Raw genomic sequence first — 22,814 nt, forward strand, 5'->3', positions numbered from 1 at the left:
AAGGATAGTTCGCTTATTCAACTATTTACAAGGCTTTTAAGTAGTTCTTCTACTCTTGAGATAACCTTTTTTTCACTGAAGAACTTCTCATAGGACTGATATGCATTAACTGCTATCTTCTGACGTTCTTCAGTAGATAAGTTAATCATTTCATCTATACGCTTAGCTAATGCGTCAACATTTTCAGCTGGAGCCACTAAGCCAACACTCAACTCTTTAATTAGGTTAGCTCCTGCTCCATTTAGTGATGCTAAAATTGGCTTTTTCGCCATAAGATAAGATTGAACTTTTGAAGGAACTACTAAAGAAAAGGCTGGGTCATTCTTTAAAACAACTGCAAGTGCATCTGATTTCTCAAAAAGATAGGTCATGTCTCCTGTAGGCTTTCGACCATAAAACCTTATAAATTCATTATTTTTATATTTATTCTCTAAATTTTCTTTTTCTCTTCCATCACCAACTATAGCGAGGTGAATTATATTATTATTCAGTTTACTCACTGCTTCAATAAGCGTTTCTAACTTTTGTGCTACGCCTATATTTCCTGCAAACGTAATAACAAATTTATCACTTGGTATTTCGTCCACCCACAGTGGCCTGGTAATAGACTTCACTTCCTTTGCCCAGTTTGGAATCCATTCAATTCGACCTCTATAGTTATACTTCTCAAGGTTAGTTCTGAAATCATTTGATTGAATTAGAATCAAATCCGTATATCGATATATCCATCTAACGATTAAGCCTAAAAACTTACCTAGTATTCCATTCGGGTTTCTATTTATGATTGCAAAAAAACTCTCAGGCCATAAATCTTGTAACCAAATTACTACTTTAGCCCCTCTAAATTTTGCAAAGAATATTGCAGGAATTGCAGTAAAAATTGGAGAAGTGGCGAAAACAAAGGCTATATCAGATTTCCTCAATCTAAAAACTGAAAAAGATGCACTTAAAATCGAAGTTATATAATTTAGAGCTAATCGTATAAAGCCGGACTTTCTTAGTATGATAGGATATCGAAGAATAGTAACATTATTAACTTTTTCTCTATAAGGACCTTTATAACTATAACCATCGTATAGGCAATCTTTAGAGTAGTTTGGTAATCCTGTTAAAACTTCGACTTGGTTATTTTTAGCGAGAAACTCGGCTAATTCATTTATTAAAAAAGATTCTGGTTTATAAACATATGTAAATATTGAAATTTTCATGAATATCAGTGACAACCAAAACTAGATAATTTACGATTCTAGATATGATTTTATATGCTCCCAACATTAATTCAGGCGGTGGACTTGTCTTACTAAATACAGTAATTGAAGACGAAGTATTTGGCAAAGTTTCGACTATTTTCGTCGACTCAAGATGTCAACTGAAAGCAGAGTTCATAAATCTTGATGTTATTAGAGTTAAGCCGACTGTTTTCGCTAGACTTAGAGCAGAGCTAACACTTAAAAATATAGTATCTAATACCAATGAAGAGATCCTGTGCTTTGGTAACCTTCCTCCCCTTATAAAACATCAAAACAAAACATCAGTATTTTTACAAAATGCATATTTACTTCAAGACCTACCTTTACCAAAGAATATAAAGCTTAAAATCCGAACTATTTACGAAAGGTTTGTTCTATATTTTTTCAATAAAAATACTGATCAAATTATTGTACAAACCGATTGGATGAAAAAGTCACTTGAAAAATTTTGTGATACAAAAATCATAGTACATCCTTTTTATCCCAATCTACCAAGTTTTTCTGAAAAAGAAGGTTCTATAAGAGAGTTTGATCTTTTAGCAATAACAGGAAGTGAAGAACATAAAAATCTTGATCTACTTATAACATTTCTTGAAAGATATAAATCAAATATAAAGGTATGTATAATCTGCCCTGAAAAAATCAACATCTCTAACCCTAAAGTTAAACTTACACAATACTTCAGCTTATCAAGAGAAGAAATATTTAAAATTTACCAAAATTCTAAATACCTTATCACACTTTCAAAATTCGAATCACTTTGCTTACCTATTTTTGAAGCGCACCATTTCCAAACTAAAAATATAGTTTTAAATGATTTCTTCATAGATGATAAGAGTGTCATTTATAAGAAAATTGAAGATATTTTTACTTTAAGACTTAATCAAATCTGAAATAGTTTTTAATATTGACTTAGGCGTAATTAATAAGTCCATTACAACATCATAATAATCTTTTGTATCATCATACTTAAATTCTACCAAATCAGATTTCTCATTTACTATGAAGGTTTTAAAATCATTATCAAAAATTGGCCAATAATCAATTATACTAGTACCTACATTTTTACAAACATATCCGTTCCACTCAACAAGAATTACAGGCTTATCTTTTTTGATTACATTGTAAGCACCTTCGAAGAATAATTTTTCAGCCCCTTCAATATCTACTTTGATTAAGTCAGGATGAATATTTTCATTTTCAGCATAGTCGTCTATTGATAATGTTTCCACTAACTCAGTACTTTTATTTGGCTCCCCATGAGTAAAGATGGAATTATTACCACATGTGTTTGCAGATATATTTAGTGATATTTTTTCATAAGAAACATTCGAAATAGCACAGTGCTTCAAAGCCACCTTACTAGAAAGGTTATTCCGCTTAATAGACTCTGTTAAATATTCGCAATTTTTATTGCTGGCCTCAAAACATACAATTTGCTTAAATATTGGCTCAAGGTTGAATGTAAAAGTACCTAAATTAGTACCAACATCAAAAAATGTTAGAGAATTAAATTTATTATGAGATAAAAGTTTAACTAGATGATCTTCAAAGGTACCCCAAAAATAAAGCTCATATCCAATAAAGTCATCGAGTGGCACATATATTAAATTATTTGAATATTTGCATCTAGCGTATACGTTAAGAGTTGGTGCGATCTTTTTCAATCTGTATATTATTGATTTTATGATTCTTATATTTAAAAAACTTCTTAACATTAATTACCCTAAGTAATCGAAAACTTTTTCACTGGCGAAGCCGTCTCCGTAAGGATTCTTATTTTTTGAGAAAGAACTGTAATATTCACAACTATCAAATAATTTATTTACTTCATTGATAATTAATTTTGAATCAGACCCAATAAGCTTAGAGACACCTTCAGATACCCCCTCTGGTCTTTCCGTATTTTCTCGCATAACTAAAATTGGCTTTTCAAAATAAGGACCTTCTTCCTGAACTCCACCAGAGTCAGTCATAATTAAATATGACATATACATCAACCAAGAGAAATCAATGTACTCCAAAGGCTTATATAAGTGCACATTATCGAATTGTTCTAAGCTTGCGTGGATACATTCCTTCACATTTGGATTTAGGTGCACAGGTATCACGAATTCAATATCCTCGCGTGAAGAAGCTAACTCTTTAATCGCATTACAGATTTGAATCAAGGGCTGCCCATGATTCTCTCTTCTATGAACAGTAACCAAGACAATTTTTTTCTTAAAATTAATGTCCTTGTATCTCTCGCGTAGAGAATCATTCAGCTGACCACTTCGAATTTTAGTAATTGTCTTTCTAAGTGTATCAATACTTGTATTACCGGTGACAACTACATTTTCAGTCACACCCTCTTCAAGTAAATTAGCCCTACTTTCCTCTGTAGGAGCAAATAAATATTTTGCAATTGGAGTCACTAGTCTTCTGTTACCTTCTTCAGGAAAAGGAGAATATATATCTCCAGTCCTAAGCCCCGCTTCAATATGCACAACATCTATTTTCTGATAAAATGCAGCTAATGCACAAGTAAAAGTAGAGGTTGTATCACCCTGGACAAAAACCAACTCTGGTTGAAAATCCTTAAGAACAATTTCAATTTTAGATAGAAGGTTACTAGTTAAAGAAGAAAGAGTCTGATTCTCTCTCATAATATCAAGAGAGTAGTCTACTTTAATTTGGAAAAATTCCAAGAAAGGAATAATCATATCGCGATGCTGACCAGTTATACAAACCTTCACATCGTGACCTCTATTTAATCCTTCTTCAATCAATGGAGCCATCTTAATGGCTTCTGGGCGTGTCCCAAAACAAAACAAAATCTTTTTCATTCACTAATATTAACTAAATGAGCAACAATTTAACAAGTAAGATATTAATATTAGTTAAAAATTAATTAATTCCATAACTTGTTCTTCAATATTAATTCCTTCACCTACCGTAGCACTACAATTATCCAATATCCTTAGTATCATATCTTTTATTTCGATGACATTGTTAACATTTGAAACACAATGACCGTTATCTTTTAATAGCCTTGATAGCTCATCACTATTAAGTAAACCTAGGATAGGTTTTCCTACGTTTAAGTAGTCATAAGTCTTATAAGGAATTGTTGTATTGCTTCTATTATCAGAATGTTGAACTAATATATTCACATCTGCATTTGCGGCGAAACCGACAGCCTCCTGCCTTGGTACAAGTGATAAACTATTAAAATAACTACGGTTTAAATACTCTTGTTTATTATCGAGATAAATATCTCCCAAGTTTATAACTTCTATAGACTCAGGGTCTATTTTCTCTTCATTAATTAACTCATCAAGAGACAGAAGAAATGTATCCAAATTTCGTGTAGAGTAAAGTGTTCCTAGGTGCAAAAATACTTTTTTGTCACTAATATTATTTTTAACTGTATTAAATTTACGTGAGCCAGGGTAAATTGCTACAATATTACCCTTATTTTCGTTTCTATTACGGGACTCCTCAGCTGCTGCTTTAGTAACAAAAACTACTTTACTACACCAACGAACCATTAATTTCTCTAACAAGATTTGCATTTGAACACTTCTAGAATTTCTTCCAATAGATTCACCCACAAGAGGATCCTGAAGCTCACTAACAATAGGTTTTAAAGATATTTTTCCGGCAAATAAACCAGCCAAATGTGCAGACGCAGGTCCTCCTGTTGTTACAATAAAGCGGTAATCTCCAATTAATAAAGTATACAAAGTTGCGAGAAGACAACTTGGGGCCCATGACCAACGACCACCACCGATACCTTTTAATAACACTTTCTGAAGAAGATCAATTACCAACCCTAAAACACAAATAAATGGAATCCATAAATAATTTAACTTAGAAAAATCATTATTGTGAATCGCCTCAGCTCTCTCTTCTTTAAAATCGCTTAAAGAAAAGCTTGGTATTCGTATATGTTTTACATTATGTGACCTAATCTTTTTCGCAGTAATTGTTGAGATAAGTGTAACTTTTTTTCCACGTTTAACAAAAGCATCTACTTTATCATCAACCCACTCAGCAGGACAACACCCCTGTCTACTAGCAAAATATGAAACAAGTAATACATTATCCATGTCTAATCCTATCTTTAATATTAATTAATATATTTATTGCAACCCTAAAGCGCAAAATGATCAAAGATATACCAAATATACCTGCGCCTAGTAAAACTTTGGCTAACAATAAAACTACATTATCCACATTGAATTTCCTTATGATTAAATACATAAGAAATGCACTTATTGAACCCTTTATAGCCTCTGCAACAGTATCCCAATCAAGCATAAAATACTTTTTTCCAATCATAAAATATAAAATAGATAAGAGTAATTGTGAGCTCAAAACGGAATAAACAGCTCCTACAGACTTATATGTATATATAAGATAGCTGCCAAGTATTAGCATAAATAATAGAACCATTATATTACTTTTAATTAATAGTGATTCTTTATGTTTTGCAAAAATAACTTGCATACCCCAAAAGCTATTGAATGCAATAACAATACACGCAAATGCTAAAAAGTTTAACAGATATATTGATGGAAAATATTCATTGCCCACAAATATCTTAATAATGTCAGTAGAAACAGACAGAAGTCCAAACCCAACAGCACTTGCAAGAGTTATCAGTATGATAAAATTATTAGATAATTGCTTAACTGAGTCCTCAATACTCCGATAACTCCGTGGTAATAATACTACTGTCATTGGAACAACACAGTAATAACTTATCCAAAAAAATCTCATTGCCACAGAATAATAGCCTTGTTCTTTAAAATACCCAACCGTTCCAAGAAAAAGCGAAGGAAAGCTTACTAATGATGTCGTGAGTAAATTAAAGAAGAAGATCGCTAATAAAGAATTTACAAGACCGATATCAAATCTCGTAAAGATCTCCCTTAACTTAATTTTCATTTTATATTTAGCTGTGATTCTAATTGTTGATGCTAAGAAAAACAAAAATTCTGTAAAGATGTAACCATAAAGGTACATATATAAATCAGAGCTATTAACTACAAATAAACGAAGATATCCTATTAATAATAACTTTGATAGAATTCTTATCACAGCAAGATATGTATAATCCTCTAAGCCGTCCAATATCCAAGTACTATTTAAAAAAGATATAATAATAATTATTGCTGATATCCAAAACAACGAATTATAAAGTTCTCCTAAAACTGGTAAAACAATAAATATATAAATTAAAAAACCAATAAGTGAAAGTTGAAATCTCAATGTGAACATTGTAGATAAACTTTTATTTAAATTAACTCTATCATGTTTTATCTTTGCAATTTTTCTTATTCCATAATCAACAGTCCCTAGTGTACACAGTGTTGTCATATAAGTTACAGCAGCTATAACATAATCAAATTTACCTAAATTTTCTGGACCTAAAACCTTCGCTACATAAGGAAATACTAAAAGGGATAATCCCATCTCTCCAAATGAAAAAATTGATCTTACTATAAAATTAAACTTTAAGCTTCTTACTTGAGTCATTAAGCTTCCCTTAAGTACTCTTCAGTATGTCTTATATAGTGATGTAGTTTACAGACGTCTTTGTAACCTTTTAAAGTTATATTCTCTAAGTCAATCGCTGACATAGATTCAATATCTTGTAAAATACTACATAATTCCTCAACATTTCCTTGCTCGAAAGAAAAGCCATTCTTACGGTTTTTGATTACTTCTTTCATACCACCAATATTAGACACAACTACTGCTTTCTTTGCTGCAAGTCCTTCAAGCATACTAAGAGATGTCGCTTCTTCGATACCATCGCGAATAACAGAAGGTATCATCACAATATCTGACAAATCATAATACATGGCTACATCAGAGTAATTCACACTCCCTAAGAATGTAATAAACTTATCCAATAAGGCTTCTCTTACTTGATTTTTCAACTTATTCATTTCAGGCCCATCGCCCATAATAATCATATGGAAGTCCTGTACTCTACTACCTAACTTTTTCATTGCATCAATTGCTATATCAACACCATTTTTACGTACTAATCTACGTGGGATTAAAATAATCTTTTCCGTTTTTAAAGAAAATTCACTTTTAAGTTTTTTGATTTTTTCTATAGAAGTTGTATTAAATTTCTCAGGATCAATTGCATTCTTTAAAACTCTTATTGTGCCCTTATAATCGAAATCTTTAATGATGTAATTTTTAATACGAGTATCTACTGAAATAATGCTTGATACTACTTCGATAGATGCTCTTTCATATTCCAAACCATACTCTAAAACCTTACTAGCCTCATCTAAAGTATAATTACCATAATTAACTGACTCTTGAGCTAAATAACCATGTAGAGTCATCACTATGTTACACTCTACATTAGATTTAGAAGCAGCAACAGCGGCAACAGGATCTTGAGCATATACCAGTTCAATATTATCTGTGGAAGTGTTAATCAACCTTGTGAGATTATTACAATGTGTATCCAGGGTCCACTTATAAGCTGTTGCTTTTGACATGCCAACTTTATTTAAAACATAAAAGATGATTCGTACAAAATAGAAGTACATACTTTTTTTGGGAAAAAAGTTAATGATAGTATGACCTTTTGACTCTAAACCTCTTTTTAAAAGTTGTTGATGAATGTGCTTTCCCCCAACACTAATTAAATCCGAATCATCAAGTGAAACAATCGCAATATTCATTTTACTAAATCCTTAACTTGGATGTGATAGATATATTTCAAATCGTATCTTTTAAAGCCACATCTTTCATATAGCCTACAGGCTGGAACATTACTGAGTTGCGTTGTCACAAATGCATCTTCAACATGCATTTGCTCAAGTTTATTTAACGAAAACTCTAACGACCTTTTTCCAATTCCTTGACCCCTGACATCTTTTGCGGTGGCAACAATTTCTATTTGAGCTTTTTTATCTTCAACTTTAATAAGAACTAATGAATTAATTTTTTCTTGTTCAACATTACATATAAAGTAATAAAGATCCATGTTATCATATGCACGATCAATCCACTTCATATATAACTTATCCACAAGATCATCTTTAAAAAGATTCGACTTTCTAAATCTTGACATATGACTAGAGTCTATTGAAAATTTATAAAAAATATCTCTATCTTTCTCTGTTGGCTTTAGACAAAAAAAGGTTTGATTATCTACAAAAAAATCTTCATGTTGTACCCTTTTGCTGTACACTATTTTTTCGTCGACTAAAAAACTTGATAATTCAGGAATTAATTTATCAGAAAAATAATATATAATAGAATCACGATCATAATTATCAAAATTTATCTCTCGCAATATTTCTAAGCTATTTTCAAAACTATAAATTGATTTATTGAAAAATGATGAATCCCACTCTAACTTCTTTAGCATTACCACTCACAGATTTTATAAATATCAGATGGAGATGGTTTCTCTGTCCAAAAATCACCCAAATAAACCCTTTCAATACTCATATCAATAAAGGCATTTATTGTTGTTCCTATATCCATATAAGTATTATTAGGATGCTTTTCGTACAACTGATGTATTGCCATCTTTGCAAATGATGAAGCAGAGAATAAAAATAAATGATTCTTTATATTATTACACTCTATCCAATCTGATATTTCATCAATTTTATGATAATCATTTATCATTGCATTAAAACCAACACGAAAATCTTTCACTATAAAATCAAGGCTTTCCAGATTACACTTTTCGCTACAAATATAAACCGTTTTGTATTCAGTAAATAATGGAAACATTTCAGCGATAAATAGAGGATAATTCCCATTAACAAGTAAGTTTGCCCATGTTAGATATTCATCACCATGAGGCTCATCTAAAATATCTAATTGCCACTCTAAGTTTTCGTCTCCAACACAACAGCGACAAGATATTCCCTTAAAGTAGTTATCTGCTCTGTATTTAAACGCTTCCAGCAAGCGATCTCTGTAAAAACTGTGCTCTTTTGGGTCAAAGTGCTTATGGTCTTCCTTAGTGTAAGGACCAGTTCGTTCAGTATTGCCAATTTTTATTAAATTATCACCTAAGACCAATTCTTTATTTTGAAGAATGAACAACTCACCGTCTGAAAATCTATTAAAAGCAAAACTCTCTCCATTTTGAAGTTTTAAAAGAATTTTATAGAAGTCTCCCTTAAAAGATTTCATAATGTAGCCTTTTATATAATTTACGGGTAGTATATTTTCAATATAATCCCATAAATGAAAATATTATGATAGCTTTTTTATTAGACAATTCAATTACAAGCCAGAAAAAATTACGAATAGATTCGCTTATTTATCATTTGAATTCTAAGGGAATTATATGTCATCTTTATGGGAATGCAGGCCATAATACTTTAGAATACAACTCTTTCAAGCCAGCGAAATATAGTAAGATTATAAATTTCAACGATTATCGTATTTCAAAAATCGACTTGTTTAAATATGGATTTCTATTTTATTCATATGGACGTAAAAAGCACCTAATTCGTGTGATTAAGAGGATTTTCCACCTAGTAATAAATGTGCACAATATTCTTTTTAAAAATATTCAAGTTATAAATTATACAGATATCAATAAAACACACGATCTTTCGCAAATATTTCCATTAGATAAGTATGTAGAAAATCATAATTTTATATCTGTAATTGAAGATATAGATATTAATTTTAAAATCGATGAATATCTAAAGTATGAAAAAACAATCTATCTTAATGCAGCCATTGCTTCACCGCATCATTTTAAAAATACGATAATTCCTAAATTAGACTCAAAAATTAAAGTATCAGGATGTTATTACTCGACAATAAATAACAAGCCTTTAGATATATCAAATTCCTCTTTATTTGAAAACTGGATCGCATCTTTAAAATAAATCAGTGAAAATCTTTACTTAGTGAAGTCACATCAACTACTCTATCAAACCCAACTCCATCCAATTCATTAATAATACCGTTAAAGCTAGGACATACAAACAAATTACTTTTGAAGTTTATAACTTGAAAGTTCTTGATTGAATAATCAACTGATTTTAAAAACATATTAACATTTCTATAAAAGTAAGTCCCAGCAGATGCCTCATTAGAAATCACCTGTTTCTCTTGAGTTTTAACAACTTTATCAACTTCAACTTTTAAATAACTATAAGTACTAAGATCAGACTCAAATGATAACAAGAATCCTGAATAGTTATTTAAAACCATATTATCAACAATACATTGATCATACTTATAATCAATATCTATCAAGTCGATACATACAATATTTTCGAAGTTCCTAATCATAGAAACACCCACTAAAGCACTATTTAAAGCACCTTTTGTTAAATCAGATACTTTTGCTAACTTAGCATTTGGAAATTCATTCTTAATATTATCTTCTAGTTGCTTAATATTAGGAACTTCTCGAAGTACAAAAATTACTTCATTTACAAGTCCATCTTGATACCATTTTCTATTTTTGATAATATATGAATATAAAGAACTATTTTTATAATTAATAAGAGGTTTAAATCCATAAGATTCATTGTACAAATCAGGCCCTGCAAGCGGCACTATAATACTAATATTTCTCATATCTTAGTCCTTGAAAAATGACATTGCTTCTTCCGGAATATCTGTACATATAATAAGCTTGTTATTCAAATGTAGTTTTTCTTGTTTAAGCTTATCCCAGAATTTAAAGTGATTCTTTTTATGTAATTCAGGTGATACTAAGCAAACTTGCTTGTTATATTTTAAAATATGCTTAAGACTATCATGATCTAATTCATCATTATTAAAATAATCAAACCATACCCCATCCATCAGATTCTGCATTTCAGGTGTTATAGTTTCATATTCACTAATTCTAGCAAAGCTTTTTAAATGATTTTTTTTATATTGAAGGAAGTCTGGAATAGACATATCGAACATGAAGTAATTATCAACAGAATATTTTTCTAATATACTTTTCACAGGTATTTGGAGTCCATCACTTTTTACATTTAAAGCAAGCGCTGAACAAATTTCATAAGAGATATAAATTCTTATAAACTCCTCAAAAGTCATAATATCATTACCACACGGCATATCGTGAGAAATAACCACTTCCCCCCCATAATCCCTAAGATCTGTTTCGGTGCCAAACCCCAGTTCAAATGATCTTCTAAATGCTACTTCAAGATTCTTTTCTGAGTTTTTTACCCAATATCCTCTATGACTTATTATTTCCATCTTGAGTCCTAAACAAAGTAAATTTTGACAATATTTCGATAGATCGCTAGAATACTTAAACTTTACACCATAAGCAAATTATGAAAATAGCACTATGCATATACGGCAAATATAATAATCGTTTAAGTCCTACCTCTGGTGATGAAGGCTTCAATTATATCTACGAACAATTACTATCTAAATACTCACAAATCGATGTTTTCATTCATTCGTGGGATATCGATCTACAAGACAAAATCACAAATAAATATAAGAAATGGCTACGAGATTCTTCGTTTGAAAACCAAATTGACTTTAATATTACTATTAAAAATCACAATATCGATGAGAGTGTTTTTCAATTTCCTGGTCAACAAAACTTTAGAACAATCTCTAATAGTTTAAGTTTTTTTTACTCGAGAGCTCAAGCTATAAAACTAAAAAGAAAATACGAACAAAATAATTCCATAATATATGATAGCGTAATCGTAACCAGGTTTGACACTGGTCAAATGGATAAATACAATGGTTATCAACCTTGGAAAGTATCAGAACTAGTCTATGACCCTGAAGCTGATATGAATTATATTTATTCTGCCATGTGGAATCAGTTAAATGATGGCTTCGCTGATATGTGGTTCTATTCTTCTAGTGCTAATATCGACATTCTAGCAACAATGTATGAAAAGAGCCTAGAGTACTACAAAAAAGATAGCGAATATCTTTCCATGATTCAAAAAGGACTTCCAGATAGTAATCCAACTAATATATTTTCTAATGAAGTTCTTAGTTCAAACAAGTCTAAAAAATTAAAGAAGTTTAAAGAATTTGAAGGACACAATAACCACCTAATACACAAATATTTTATGATTGATTCAGGTTTATATAAAAAATCAAAATACGTAGGTAATATGTCAACAAAAGTATGCTCTGTAATGTACTCTCATACTGATTATTCTGATGTATGGCCTTGCTATTTTCAACAGAAAGAAAAACATTGTCCGGTCATTGGCCCTAAATTTATTTTTATTAATAAATATAGTGAGGAAGTTCCTACGGACTATGAACAGATAATCTATGATGAAAATAAGAGCTATCCAGAAAAAATCCATAGTTGTCTTCAGATATTAAAAAATAGAGGTTTTGAAGTTTGTTTATTTGAACATGAAGATATGATTCTTTATAAAGATGTTGATTTCATTCAACTTAAACAAGCTATTGAAACAGTTCTTAAACCATCGACCAAAAACTTCCCTAGAAATGGACTTGATTCAATTAGACTAATTAAAGCTTCACAATGTTATTCATTCCGTTCAATAAATAATCAAAACATCAAGAGAATGCTTCCATTTTCAAAATGGCTGTATAGTGTTCAACCAACAATATGGAAGATTGATAAATTTTCTGAACTCATGGGAGATAATTTTGGAGACTCTATATGGGAACTCGAAATCAGTGCCCAGAAAACGATAAGAAAGAAAGGCATCAAATGTGGTTACCTACATTCTCACGGAAGAAAGGCTGGACTTCATCACTGGGATAATGCAATTTATCCATATGTAGCAACAGCAATTGTGAAAGGTAAATGGAACATGCTAGAATATGCCGATATATTATCTCCAATTTTAAAAGCATATAATGTTTCACCAGACAAAAGAGGAACTGTTTAAGGTGTATTTATGATAAAAGCTGTAATTTTTGATATGGACGGTGTTTTAATTGATGCCAAAGAATGGCATTACGAAGCACTAAACAAAGCTTTAAATCTTTTTGGACAAAATATTAGTCGATATGACCATCTTGTGACATATGATGGACTGCCAACAAAAAAGAAATTAGAAATGCTTAGTCTTGAAAATAATCTTCCCAAAGGACTGCACCAATTAATTAATGATATTAAGCAGATTAATACCCTTGAAATGGCATTTACCATGTGTAAACCAAGATTTATCCATCAAAGAGCTCTTAGTAAATTAAAGGAAGATGGATATAAACTAGGTGTTTGTTCTAACTCAATCAGACAAACAGTTGATATCATGATGGAAAAGAGTGATTTACAACGTTTCCTTGATAATTCCTATAGCAATCAAGATGTAAGTAAAGGAAAACCCGATCCTGAAATGTATATTAAAATGATAAACTTCTTTGGGTTAGACCCAAAAGAATGTCTAATTGTTGAAGATAATGAAAATGGTATCAAGGCAGCAAAAGCAAGTGGCGCACATCTATTAAAAGTGGAAACTGTTGATGATGTCTATTATGAAAATATTAAAAATAGAATTAATCAAATTAATGAAGGTTTATAAGTTATGAACACAGTTATCTTAATGGCAGGTAGTTCAAATGAATTCTTTAAAGATGGATCTAAGTTTCCTAAATTTCTTTATGAAATTAATGGAAAACCATTAGTAGAGCACGTTTACAATAATCTAAAATCTTTAAATTCAAATTTCATTTTTGTAATAAATGCTGAAGATGCACAAAAATGGCACTTAAATAAGGTTATAGAGCTTATCGATCCTAGTGCAAAAGTCATCACTATTAATAATGAGACACAAGGAGCTGCATGTTCGGCTCTTTATGCTATAGATCACATTTCAAATGACGAAGAACTAGTGCTAACAAATGGTGATCAAATTATAAATGCTGATCTTAATAATATAATTAATGATTTGAAACTATATGATGCTGGTACAGTTGTTTTTGAATCAATTCACCCTAGATGGAGTTATGTTAAAACGGATGAAAATAACCATGTAATCGAAGCTAGTGAAAAAAAGCCAATCAGTAAACAAGCTACTGCAGGTATATATTATTATAAAAAAGGAAAAGACTTTATTGAGTCTGCTTCTTCAATGATAAAAAAAGATACTCATACTAATGGACAATTTTATATTTGCCCTACATTTAATGAGTTAATTTTAAATAACAAAACAGTCGGGGCTTCAAGAATAAATAGGGAGCATTACCACTCATTAACTTCAGTTAAAGCAATTGAAGAATACTCTAAAGAGCTTATTTAGGGATATCTAAATAAGCTCTTAAGCATTTCATTTTATTGTTTTCTGACCATTCAATAATATCAGTACCAAACAATATCATTCCATCTAAATTCAGCTCGAATTCAATAATAGAAACATTTCTTTCATTATCTATGTAAATATTATTTGCTTTAAAACTAATTGTTTCATTTGATGAGAAAAAATCTTTAAAAAATTTTTCAACAGACACTGATCCAGTAACGTGTTTCACAACAGGGTCTTCTAAATAGAAATCATCTTCTAATAAAGATAAAATTTCCATTAGCATTTTATTCTCAAAATAATGTATATATGCTTTTGTTAATTCAATCATGTCAAACCTTACCTATTTACTAGCGACAACATAAATCCAACTTTCATGTCTAATATCTGAGAACGAAGGAAGTACTTTTATTGATTCTATTTTAAATCCTATTTTTTCTAAATCTTCAGTAAGTTCTTTTTCATCTCTAACTTGAACATCAAAGTCTGAATTTGTACCTTTAGCATCCCAAGTATTTTGATAATAATCAGCTAAAGGGTTTCCATTACTGTCCTCAAGCTTTGGACCAAATCCCATTTGGATAGTAAGTTTTCCATTTTCTTTTAAAGATCTATAGATATCTGTTAATAATGATTTTCTAATGTCATATACAGCGATATGCTGAAAAACTATCGTAGACATTACGAGGTCATATGTATTTGAAGCAACATCAGATAAGTCTGTACCATTATTACAATAAAAAACACCTTCTTTGTCTTTAAATCTCACTGTACAATCAGAAATATTCTCCTCAGAGATATCAACACCATCAATTCTTTTAAAATCTGCAAGCTTATAAAGATTGTTAATATTTCGACCTTGTCCACAACCAAAATCCATTGCTACTTTACCGGACCAAGCTTCTGGGTTTTCTTTTATTGGCCCTAGTAAAACATCCCAATAATCGCTATTCTCGTTATGTTCATCATGGTCGGATGTACCTTTTACATATGCAGCCTTTTGCATTGCACTATACTTATTAAGGCCCTTGGTAATTCTTAAATAATTCACCAAAAGCTTCTTTTTTAGTTCAGACACGCTTATAAACATAAAACACCTCAATTTCCTTAACTTAAAAAATAATTAAGTATACTATATACTATGTTTACTTTCGTAACAATTAAACAAAGAGGTTAATTTGATAAATGTACTTATACCAATGGCTGGCCAAGGAAGCCGTTTTGCTAAAGAGGGTTATGAGAAACCAAAACCATTTATAGATGTAGATGGGAAGCCAATGATTGAGAGAATTATAAATAATTTAAAAATACCGAATGCTAATTATATTTTAATTGCAAGACAAGAACATCTTGATAGAGAAAAAGAACTAAAATCATATCTTGAAAAGGAATATGGCGTAAAGTTTATCGTTTGTAAAAAACTCACAGAAGGTACTGCTTGCACTGCGCTTCTAGCATATGATGAGATAAATAATGAACAGCCTCTTCTAATCGCAAACTCAGACCAACTCGTAAATTTAGATATCAATGAATTTTTAAACGATGCAAAATCGAGAAAATTAGATGGATCGATTCTGACATTTAAAGATGAGGAATTAAATCCTAAATGGTCTTTTGCTAAAATTGATAAATCATCTTACGTAACAGAAGTAAGAGAAAAAGAAGCTATTTCTGAGCATGCGACTGTTGGAATTTATCTATTTAATAAAGGTAGCGAATTTATTAGATCCGCTGTACAGATGATTGTAAATAATGACAGAGTTAATAATGAATTTTACACTTGTCCTGTCTATAACTATTCAATTAAATCAGGTGCTAAAATCGGCATTTACGATATTAAAATGGCTGATATGCATGGGATCGGGACACCACAAGACTTAAATAAGTTTCTTGAAAATGAAGATAAAGATATAATATTTCAAATATAAAAAAGGTCCGTTAGGGCCTTTTTACTTACTTAAGCAATCAATAACTTTTTTATAATCCTCAATTCTCATTGAATAATAAATAGGCAATCTAAGAATTTCTTTTTCAAATCGAATAGCATTTGTACAAGATTTCCCTGCATTATAATAAGGACTGCTTTCCAAAGATAAGTAATGAAATGAAGTAGAGATATCTTGATCAGCAAGATTACTAATTAATTCACTTCTTTTGTTTGAATCAATTGTAAGAAAAAAAAGATGACCATTATAATCCTTTCCTTCTTCTTTTTCTGGAAGATTAAAATAACCTAATTTAAAAACCTCATTATAATAGTAATCCCAGATTTCTTTTCGTTTAGCCGTTACTACTTCTAGTTTTTCAACTTGGCCCCAAAGATAAGCTGCATTAAGTTCTGAGAGTAAGTAAGATGCTCCAACATCAACACATTCGTATTTTTGAACATCACCTCTTTTAAATGCAGCTCTGTTTGTCCCTTTCTCCCAAATGATTTCAGATCGATCATAAAATTCTGAGTTGTTAACAACTAGCATTCCACCTTCACCACTACTAATATTTTTAGTTTCATGAAATGAAAATGTTGCAAAATCTCCAAAGCTACCTAAAGCTCTTCCTTTATAAAATGAATCTATAGCCTGAGCAGCATCTTCAATTAATACTAGATTATGCTCTTTGCAAATTTCTAGAATCTCATCCATATCGCACGCATAACCAGCATAATGAACGATACAGATTGCACGTGTATTTTTTGTTATCTTACTTCTGATTGATTTTGGACATATATTTGGATTATTATCTTTAGAGTCTGCAAAAACAACTTTTCCACCATGAAGAGTATAAGCATTAGCTGTTGATACAAATGTGAAAGCAGGTACAATTACCTCATCTCCTGGCTTTAAATCTAATAGTACAGCAGACATTTCAAGTGCATCTGTACATGACGTTGTTAGCAAACATTTTCCAAAGCCATATTTTTCTTGAAAAAAGTTAACGCATTTTTTTGAGTAATAACCATTACCCGATATATGTGAACGATCAATGGCATCTTTAATATATTCTAACTCATTGCCAACTACTGTTGATTTATTAAATGGAATTTTCACTTATTTGCTCTCGAAATTAATAACTTTAAATATTCACCATAGCTTGATTTTTCTTGTAACTTAAATTGCTTTTCTAATCCATCTTTAGTGAGCCATCCATTATTAAATGATATCTCCTCGAGACAAGCAATTTTAAGACCTTGAACATCTTCTATCATATGAACGTATTGTGATGCTTTAATTAAAGATTCGTGAGTTCCCATATCAATCCAACTAAAGCCACGACCAAGAGGTTGGAGTTTTAATTTTCCACGTTTCATATACTCTACATTGATATCAGTAATCTCTAATTCACCTCGAAGTGAAGGAGATAAACTTTTCGCAATTGAGACAACTTCATTATCATAGAAGTACAAACCAGTTACAGCATAGTTCGACTTTGGAGATGATGGTTTTTCTTCAATGGATAACACTTCAAAGTTCTTATCGAATTCAACAACTCCAAATCTTTCTGGGTCTCTTACAGGATAACCATAAATTACACCACCATCAGTTATGTTGCTAGCTTCTCTTAGAGTATTAGCAAAACCTTGTCCATAAAATATATTATCACCAAGAATTAAAGAAACTGAAGAATCACCAATGAATTCTTCACCTAGAATAAATGCTTCAGCTATGCCTTTAGGTTCATCTTGAATTTTATATTCAATCTCAATACCCAACTGACTACCATCACCTAATAATCCTTTTATTAATGGAATATCACGTGGAGTTGAAATAATTAAGATCTCTCGAATTCCCGCTAACATAAGAACCGATAGAGGATAATAAATCATTGGTTTATCGTAAACAGATAACAGCTGTTTGCTTACACCTAGAGTAACAGGGTGAAGTCTTGTTCCATTACCACCAGCTAATACAATTCCTTTCATATCTTACCTTTAATTATATTTTTTTATATACCAATCAATTGTTTTAATAATTCCAGAATCAAAATTTTCTTCAGCCTTCCATCCTAAATCATTTTCTATTTTGGAAGCATCAATGGCATATCTTTTATCATGACCATGTCTATCTTCAACATAAGAAATTAAGTCTGAATAACTACCACTTTTCAATGGAAGTTTATCATCGAGGATTCGACATATCGCATCTGCTATCTGATTATTTGTACGTTCGTTCTTACCGCCAATATTATATGTTTCACCAGCGAGTCCTTGATGAAAAGCTTTAAGAATTCCTGTACAATGGTCTAAAACGTATAGCCAATCTCTAATATTTTTTCCATCACCATAAATAGGTATTTTATTTCCTGCTAGTGCATTTCTAATTATAGTAGGTATTAATTTCTCGTCATGTTGTTTAGGGCCATAATTATTTGAACAATTTGTCGTAACAACATTTAAGCCATATGTATGAAAGTATGATCTTACTAGCATATCTGAAGATGCCTTACTTGCAGAATAAGGAGAATTTGGTGCATATGGAGTTGTCTCTGTAAAAAGACCTTCTTCTCCAAGGGTACCGTAAACTTCATCAGTAGAAATATGTAAAAATCTTGAATTTGAGAATTCATTCTTATATTTAAACGGAGAATCTTGCCAAAAATTTCTAGCAACATCTAATAAAATGAAAGTACCATTTACATTTGTCTTAACAAAAGCTTCAGGGCCACTAATTGAATTATCAACATGAGATTCTGCTGCAAAGTTTATCACATCAGTTATTTTATACTTTAGGAATATATTACTCACAGTGTCACGACAAGATATATCACCTTTTTCAAAAATATAATTAGGGTGGTTTAGTACTTCTTCTAAGTTATCTTCATTACCTGCATATGTAAGAAGATCAAAATTAATGATGTTATACTCTGGATATTTCCCTAAAATGTGAACAATAAAGTTAGAGCCTATAAATCCAGCTCCCCCTGTAATCAATATATTACGCATTTGATACCTATACTCTAATAGTAAGTAATATTAATATAAAAGTAACATTAGATAATTGTTAGTTATATAAAATATTGTTATAAATATTTATTATGATTATAACATCAATTTTATATTTAATCGCATCATTTGTTATCACATATATAACAATACCAATTTTAATTAAATTTGCTGAATCGACTCAATTATATGCACAAGCAAACCACCGTACTAGCCACAAAACACCTGTACCTTCATTAGGCGGAATTGCATTATTCATGGGGATATGTTTCTCAAGCTTATTCTTTACACCAAATGAAAGTTTCTCAAGTATTCAGTATTTGTTAGTGACTCAGTTCATCATTTTCTTCCTCGGTTTGAAGGATGACATATTCGTACTTTCAGCAAGAAAAAAACTACTTGTTCAGATAATTTGTGCACAAATCATCATTTTTTATTCAGGAGTAAAGATTGATAACTTTTATAATGTATTAGGAATAGGTACATTGAATGAAGTTGAGGCCAATATATTTACAACCTTAACATTTGTTGGCTTAATTAACGCTTTTAATCTTATTGACGGTATTAACTGGCTTGCTGGTTTAGTATCAATTTCCTCTTGTTTATTTCTTGCTACTTGGTTTGGAATTAACAACTTTAAAGTTGAATTAGGAGTTTCTCTTTCACTTATTGGCTCACTTATTGCTTTCCTTCGTTTTAACAAGACACCTGCTAAGATATTTATGGGTGACACTGGATCATTATTAATAGGATTAACAATCTCTTATCTTTTGATAAGGTTTATCAATCTCAATCATAAAGAAACAAATCTAGTTTTCTCATTCAGATCAGCACCTTCTATTGCAGTTGCTGTAGTATTCATACCACTACTAGACACATTAAGAGTAATGTTTTTACGAATACTGAAAAAGCAAAGTCCATTCACACCCGATCAAAACCATCTCCATCATATCCTACTAAAAAAAGGACTAAGTCATATTCAAGCTGCGCTAGTTTTATTTGCGATCAATTGCGGATGTATAATTACGGCCGTTATACTAAACCAAATAACAGGTAAAATTATTATTCCTGCAATGTTTATCGTACTTTACACGTTTTTCAATCTCATTACATTCAATAGAATGAGTAAAAAGTATTTAAACGTTACAATTTAATAGTATACTCAATGTTATCTACATTGTTAGTATTTACCCACCAAGGCTCCAGACATACAAAAGGAGCCCCTAATGTGCCCAAACGCCAAACAACTCACTATCATAAATCATAACAATTTCACCCCCAAGAATCACCTGACAATTCTTAAAATCATTATAAAATACCAGGGCATCATTCCTAAAAGTTTCACTATCTATTGAGAGCGTGTTTTCTTCAATTTCATAAGATATAGAACGATCAATGACACCATCTTTTAAGAAATAGTAATCAGACTTATTTGAAAAATGTAATTCAACAGGTAGAGAATCAATATTAAAAGCGGGATGGCCACCGATCATATAAGGAAAGTCTACGAGCACTTTATAATTGATACTTAGACTATTTTCAATAAGCTCATAGTTAATTCGTCATTTAGTTTAAATTTTCAGATTGAGAAATAAGATCAAACTCAGTGTCTCGAGCATAGCCATGCTTAACGATATTATTCTCTTGAATATATTCATTAGTTTCATATCCAATATGTGGAGCAGACCTTCCCCACCACTTTGAATCAGCTTGCCAGAGATATTCCTTATTCCTAATTTTAGAATAAAGGCTTTTGAGCTCTGCCCCCATAGAGGCGACTTTAATTTTTATACAATCATTTTCTAAGGTATGCATTTAATAAGCTTAAAACAAAAAAGGCAGTCTTACGACTGCCTTCTCTTTTAAAATCGAATTTGTGTTTCGAGATTATCCAGCAAGGAATACTGAGATAAGTACGAAAATTACAAGTGATTCCATAAGTGCTAGACCAAGGATCATTGGTGTTTGAATCTTGTCAGCAGCAGATGGGTTTCTTGCGATACCTTCTAGAGCAACAGATGCAGCTCTTGATTGTGCAGCAGTACCACCGTATGCAGCGATAGCCATTGCTAAGAAATACGCGATGTACTTAATTGCTTGAGTGTTTTCCATAATAGTCTCCTAAAACGTTAGTTACTTTGATCAAGTAACAGTTAAATTAATAAGTTTAAGTTTTTATTAGTGCGCGTGGTGCTCATCATGATCGTGGTGAGCAGTTGCTAAGCTAATATAAACCATTGATAACATTGTAAATACGTAAGCTTGGATAAAACAAACTAGAAGTCCAAGTAAGTAGAATGGGATAGCAGCACCAAACATACCAACATTTACACCAAGAATTTCAAGGTTAAGGAATGTTGTAAGTACGTGGTGGTCACCCATCATATTACCTCTAAGGCGTAGTGCTAGAGATAGAGGACGAATAAAGTTTGAAAGAATCTCAATTGGGAAAATTAAGATTGCCATATACCATAGTGGCCCAGCAAAGTGAGCAAGGTAGTTCATAGTTCCAAGTTCTTTACAACCTTTGATGTTGTAGTAAACAAATGAAAGAACACCAAGAGCTAACGTTGTATTGATATATTCTGTTGGAGGTAAGAAACCTGGAATAAGACCAATAACGTTTGCTAGGAAAATTGTGATAAATAGGAATGCGATGAATTTAAAATACTTAGGTGCATCTTCTTCACCAAGAACAGCACGACATTGAGTGTAGATGAATGAACCATACATCTCAACTAAGTTTCTAAGAGTAATTCCTTTGTCAGGGACTACTGTTTCATCAAGAGTCATTTTTGATACTCTTAATCTATAAGCTAGAGCAATTAAAAGAATTAAAATTGCAACGAATGACTTTGTGAAGATGTGATCCACATAGCTAGCTCCTAGAGCCTGTGATAGTTCACCTAACCAAAGGAATCCACCTGCTGCATGTGCATTTGTCGCTAATAGAGTCGATAAAAGAAGGGCCATTTTTTTCATTAACTAGTCCTTTCTGATGCTGGCGCCCAGCACAAATATATTTAAGAAATAATTTATTACCGGTATAATTATCTTACTTTCCAGAATTTGTACACTAAATAATAAGGCACCAATTAAAATTGCAGTCTTACCTATAAATAAAAACGCTAGATACTTCTTATTGGCCTTATAACCTTCAACGCGATGTGGCTTTATCAGCTCATCTACGGCCATCCAAAACATGACTAAATATATTACAGTGGCCGCATAAATGATCCCGAACGCTAGCCATTCTTTTCCAAATGTAAGAAAAAAGAGACAAATTGCAGCTAATGGAAGAGATAAAATAAAATAGCGACTAAAGCTAATCTTATTAATTAATTCTTTAAACATGAACGCATAGTTACTATAATTTCTCTTAATTTCAAATACTTTTGA

The 22,814-nt window shown here is 31.2% G+C and carries 27 protein-coding genes; 7 read left to right on the forward strand and 20 right to left on the reverse strand.

Going from position 1 to position 22,814, the window contains the following annotated elements; translation table 11 throughout:
• Nucleotides 1–17: 17 nt before the first annotated feature.
• The gene (locus VCM44_RS01085) at nt 18–1,208 is read right to left on the reverse strand and encodes a glycosyltransferase family 4 protein (RefSeq protein ID WP_334677802.1); all 1,191 of its coding nucleotides are present in this window, start codon (nt 1,206–1,208) and stop codon (nt 18–20) included.
• 44 nt (nt 1,209–1,252) lie between these two features.
• Between VCM44_RS01085 and VCM44_RS01090 the strand changes: the two genes are divergently transcribed.
• Nucleotides 1,253–2,143: a hypothetical protein gene (locus VCM44_RS01090; RefSeq protein WP_334677803.1), complete on the forward strand. Its 891-nt coding sequence runs from the start codon at nt 1,253–1,255 to the stop codon at nt 2,141–2,143.
• Here VCM44_RS01090 and VCM44_RS01095 read toward each other — a convergent pair.
• The 7 genes from VCM44_RS01095 to VCM44_RS01125 are packed head-to-tail and all read right to left on the reverse strand — an operon-like array spanning nt 2,123 to nt 9,425.
• On the reverse strand, nt 2,123–2,968 hold the full coding sequence (locus VCM44_RS01095) for an FkbM family methyltransferase (protein WP_334677804.1): 846 nt from the start codon (nt 2,966–2,968) through the stop codon (nt 2,123–2,125). The genes VCM44_RS01090 and VCM44_RS01095 overlap by 21 nt on opposite strands.
• Nucleotides 2,969–2,971: 3 nt before the next feature.
• The gene (gene wecB / locus VCM44_RS01100) at nt 2,972–4,078 is read right to left on the reverse strand and encodes a non-hydrolyzing UDP-N-acetylglucosamine 2-epimerase (RefSeq protein ID WP_334677805.1); all 1,107 of its coding nucleotides are present in this window, start codon (nt 4,076–4,078) and stop codon (nt 2,972–2,974) included.
• A gap of 54 nt (nt 4,079–4,132) precedes the next feature.
• The gene (locus tag VCM44_RS01105; RefSeq protein WP_334677806.1) at nt 4,133–5,344 is read right to left on the reverse strand and encodes a hypothetical protein; all 1,212 of its coding nucleotides are present in this window, start codon (nt 5,342–5,344) and stop codon (nt 4,133–4,135) included.
• On the reverse strand, nt 5,337–6,776 hold the full coding sequence (locus tag VCM44_RS01110; protein ID WP_334677807.1) for an oligosaccharide flippase family protein: 1,440 nt from the start codon (nt 6,774–6,776) through the stop codon (nt 5,337–5,339). Before VCM44_RS01110 ends, VCM44_RS01105 begins: the two co-directional genes overlap by 8 nt.
• Nucleotides 6,776–7,951 carry a glycosyltransferase family 4 protein gene (locus VCM44_RS01115; protein ID WP_334677808.1) on the reverse strand — a complete coding sequence of 392 codons (1,176 nt, stop codon included), beginning with the start codon at nt 7,949–7,951 and terminating at the stop codon, nt 6,776–6,778. Before VCM44_RS01115 ends, VCM44_RS01110 begins: the two co-directional genes overlap by 1 nt.
• Nucleotides 7,948–8,643, reverse strand: a complete 696-nt coding sequence (locus tag VCM44_RS01120; protein WP_334677809.1) for a GNAT family N-acetyltransferase — start codon at nt 8,641–8,643, stop codon at nt 7,948–7,950. Before VCM44_RS01120 ends, VCM44_RS01115 begins: the two co-directional genes overlap by 4 nt.
• Entirely contained in the window at nt 8,643–9,425 is a 783-nt protein-coding gene (locus VCM44_RS01125; RefSeq protein WP_334677810.1) for a hypothetical protein, read from the reverse strand. Before VCM44_RS01125 ends, VCM44_RS01120 begins: the two co-directional genes overlap by 1 nt.
• A 65-nt stretch (nt 9,426–9,490) precedes the next feature.
• Between VCM44_RS01125 and VCM44_RS01130 the strand changes: the two genes are divergently transcribed.
• Entirely contained in the window at nt 9,491–10,135 is a 645-nt protein-coding gene (locus tag VCM44_RS01130) for a hypothetical protein (RefSeq protein WP_334677811.1), read from the forward strand.
• A gap of 1 nt (nt 10,136) precedes the next feature.
• Here the strand turns inward: VCM44_RS01130 and VCM44_RS01135 are convergent, their stop codons facing one another.
• Both VCM44_RS01135 and VCM44_RS01140 read right to left on the reverse strand, forming a co-directional pair.
• Nucleotides 10,137–10,793, reverse strand: a complete 657-nt coding sequence (locus VCM44_RS01135) for a hypothetical protein (protein WP_334677812.1) — start codon at nt 10,791–10,793, stop codon at nt 10,137–10,139.
• 45 nt (nt 10,794–10,838) lie between these two features.
• Complete coding sequence (locus tag VCM44_RS01140) at nt 10,839–11,474, reverse strand: hypothetical protein (protein ID WP_334677813.1); 636 nt, start codon at nt 11,472–11,474, stop codon at nt 10,839–10,841.
• An 80-nt stretch (nt 11,475–11,554) separates the two neighbouring features.
• Here VCM44_RS01140 and VCM44_RS01145 point away from each other — a divergent pair, with 80 nt between their 5' ends.
• From VCM44_RS01145 to VCM44_RS01155, 3 genes are read left to right on the forward strand one after another with little or no spacing between them, the layout of a single operon-like run.
• Entirely contained in the window at nt 11,555–13,123 is a 1,569-nt protein-coding gene (locus VCM44_RS01145; RefSeq protein WP_334677814.1) for a hypothetical protein, read from the forward strand.
• Between the two features lie 9 nt (nt 13,124–13,132).
• On the forward strand, nt 13,133–13,759 hold the full coding sequence (locus tag VCM44_RS01150; protein ID WP_334677815.1) for an HAD family hydrolase: 627 nt from the start codon (nt 13,133–13,135) through the stop codon (nt 13,757–13,759).
• A gap of 3 nt (nt 13,760–13,762) precedes the next feature.
• On the forward strand, nt 13,763–14,476 hold the full coding sequence (locus tag VCM44_RS01155; RefSeq protein ID WP_334677816.1) for a glycosyltransferase family 2 protein: 714 nt from the start codon (nt 13,763–13,765) through the stop codon (nt 14,474–14,476).
• Here VCM44_RS01155 and VCM44_RS01160 read toward each other — a convergent pair.
• Together VCM44_RS01160 and VCM44_RS01165 are read right to left on the reverse strand one after the other, a co-directional pair.
• Nucleotides 14,469–14,807 carry a hypothetical protein gene (locus tag VCM44_RS01160; protein WP_334677817.1) on the reverse strand — a complete coding sequence of 113 codons (339 nt, stop codon included), beginning with the start codon at nt 14,805–14,807 and terminating at the stop codon, nt 14,469–14,471. The genes VCM44_RS01155 and VCM44_RS01160 overlap by 8 nt on opposite strands.
• A 12-nt stretch (nt 14,808–14,819) precedes the next feature.
• A complete protein-coding gene (locus VCM44_RS01165; protein ID WP_334677818.1) occupies nt 14,820–15,554 on the reverse strand; it encodes a class I SAM-dependent methyltransferase in 735 nt (244 codons plus the stop codon).
• Nucleotides 15,555–15,657: 103 nt separating this feature from the next.
• On the opposite strand from VCM44_RS01165, the gene VCM44_RS01170 reads away from it, so the two are divergent.
• Nucleotides 15,658–16,404: a glycosyltransferase family 2 protein gene (locus VCM44_RS01170; protein WP_442905002.1), complete on the forward strand. Its 747-nt coding sequence runs from the start codon at nt 15,658–15,660 to the stop codon at nt 16,402–16,404.
• A gap of 21 nt (nt 16,405–16,425) precedes the next feature.
• On the opposite strand, the gene rffA is transcribed toward VCM44_RS01170, so the two are convergent.
• The 3 genes from rffA to rfbB are packed head-to-tail and all read right to left on the reverse strand — an operon-like array spanning nt 16,426 to nt 19,415.
• Nucleotides 16,426–17,523, reverse strand: a complete 1,098-nt coding sequence (gene rffA, locus VCM44_RS01175) for a dTDP-4-amino-4,6-dideoxygalactose transaminase (RefSeq protein WP_334677820.1) — start codon at nt 17,521–17,523, stop codon at nt 16,426–16,428.
• On the reverse strand, nt 17,520–18,395 hold the full coding sequence (rfbA, locus tag VCM44_RS01180; protein WP_334677821.1) for a glucose-1-phosphate thymidylyltransferase RfbA: 876 nt from the start codon (nt 18,393–18,395) through the stop codon (nt 17,520–17,522). Before rfbA ends, rffA begins: the two co-directional genes overlap by 4 nt.
• Before the next feature lie 9 nt (nt 18,396–18,404).
• Nucleotides 18,405–19,415, reverse strand: coding sequence for a dTDP-glucose 4,6-dehydratase (rfbB, locus tag VCM44_RS01185; protein ID WP_334677822.1), 1,011 nt, complete (start codon nt 19,413–19,415; stop codon nt 18,405–18,407).
• Between the two features lie 92 nt (nt 19,416–19,507).
• Here rfbB and VCM44_RS01190 point away from each other — a divergent pair, with 92 nt between their 5' ends.
• Nucleotides 19,508–20,569 (forward strand): glycosyltransferase family 4 protein, encoded by a 1,062-nt coding sequence (locus tag VCM44_RS01190; protein ID WP_334677823.1) that lies wholly within the window; start codon nt 19,508–19,510, stop codon nt 20,567–20,569.
• 69 nt (nt 20,570–20,638) lie between these two features.
• Here VCM44_RS01190 and VCM44_RS01195 read toward each other — a convergent pair whose 3' ends face one another.
• The 5 genes from VCM44_RS01195 to VCM44_RS01215 form a co-directional block, all read right to left on the reverse strand.
• Nucleotides 20,639–20,929 (reverse strand): hypothetical protein, encoded by a 291-nt coding sequence (locus tag VCM44_RS01195; protein ID WP_334677824.1) that lies wholly within the window; start codon nt 20,927–20,929, stop codon nt 20,639–20,641.
• 52 nt (nt 20,930–20,981) lie between these two features.
• The gene (locus tag VCM44_RS01200) at nt 20,982–21,230 is read right to left on the reverse strand and encodes a hypothetical protein (RefSeq protein ID WP_334677825.1); all 249 of its coding nucleotides are present in this window, start codon (nt 21,228–21,230) and stop codon (nt 20,982–20,984) included.
• A gap of 72 nt (nt 21,231–21,302) precedes the next feature.
• Complete coding sequence (locus VCM44_RS01205) at nt 21,303–21,527, reverse strand: ATP synthase F0 subunit C (RefSeq protein ID WP_021267602.1); 225 nt, start codon at nt 21,525–21,527, stop codon at nt 21,303–21,305.
• 66 nt (nt 21,528–21,593) lie between these two features.
• Entirely contained in the window at nt 21,594–22,397 is an 804-nt protein-coding gene (gene atpB / locus VCM44_RS01210; RefSeq protein WP_199506609.1) for a F0F1 ATP synthase subunit A, read from the reverse strand.
• Between the two features lie 3 nt (nt 22,398–22,400).
• On the reverse strand, nt 22,401–22,769 hold the full coding sequence (locus VCM44_RS01215) for a hypothetical protein (RefSeq protein ID WP_334677826.1): 369 nt from the start codon (nt 22,767–22,769) through the stop codon (nt 22,401–22,403).
• Between the last annotated feature and the right edge of the window lie 45 nt (nt 22,770–22,814).

It is taken from the genome of Halobacteriovorax sp. DPLXC-1, assembly GCF_036903125.1.
GTDB lineage: Bacteria > Bdellovibrionota > Bacteriovoracia > Bacteriovoracales > Bacteriovoracaceae > Halobacteriovorax_A > Halobacteriovorax_A vibrionivorans.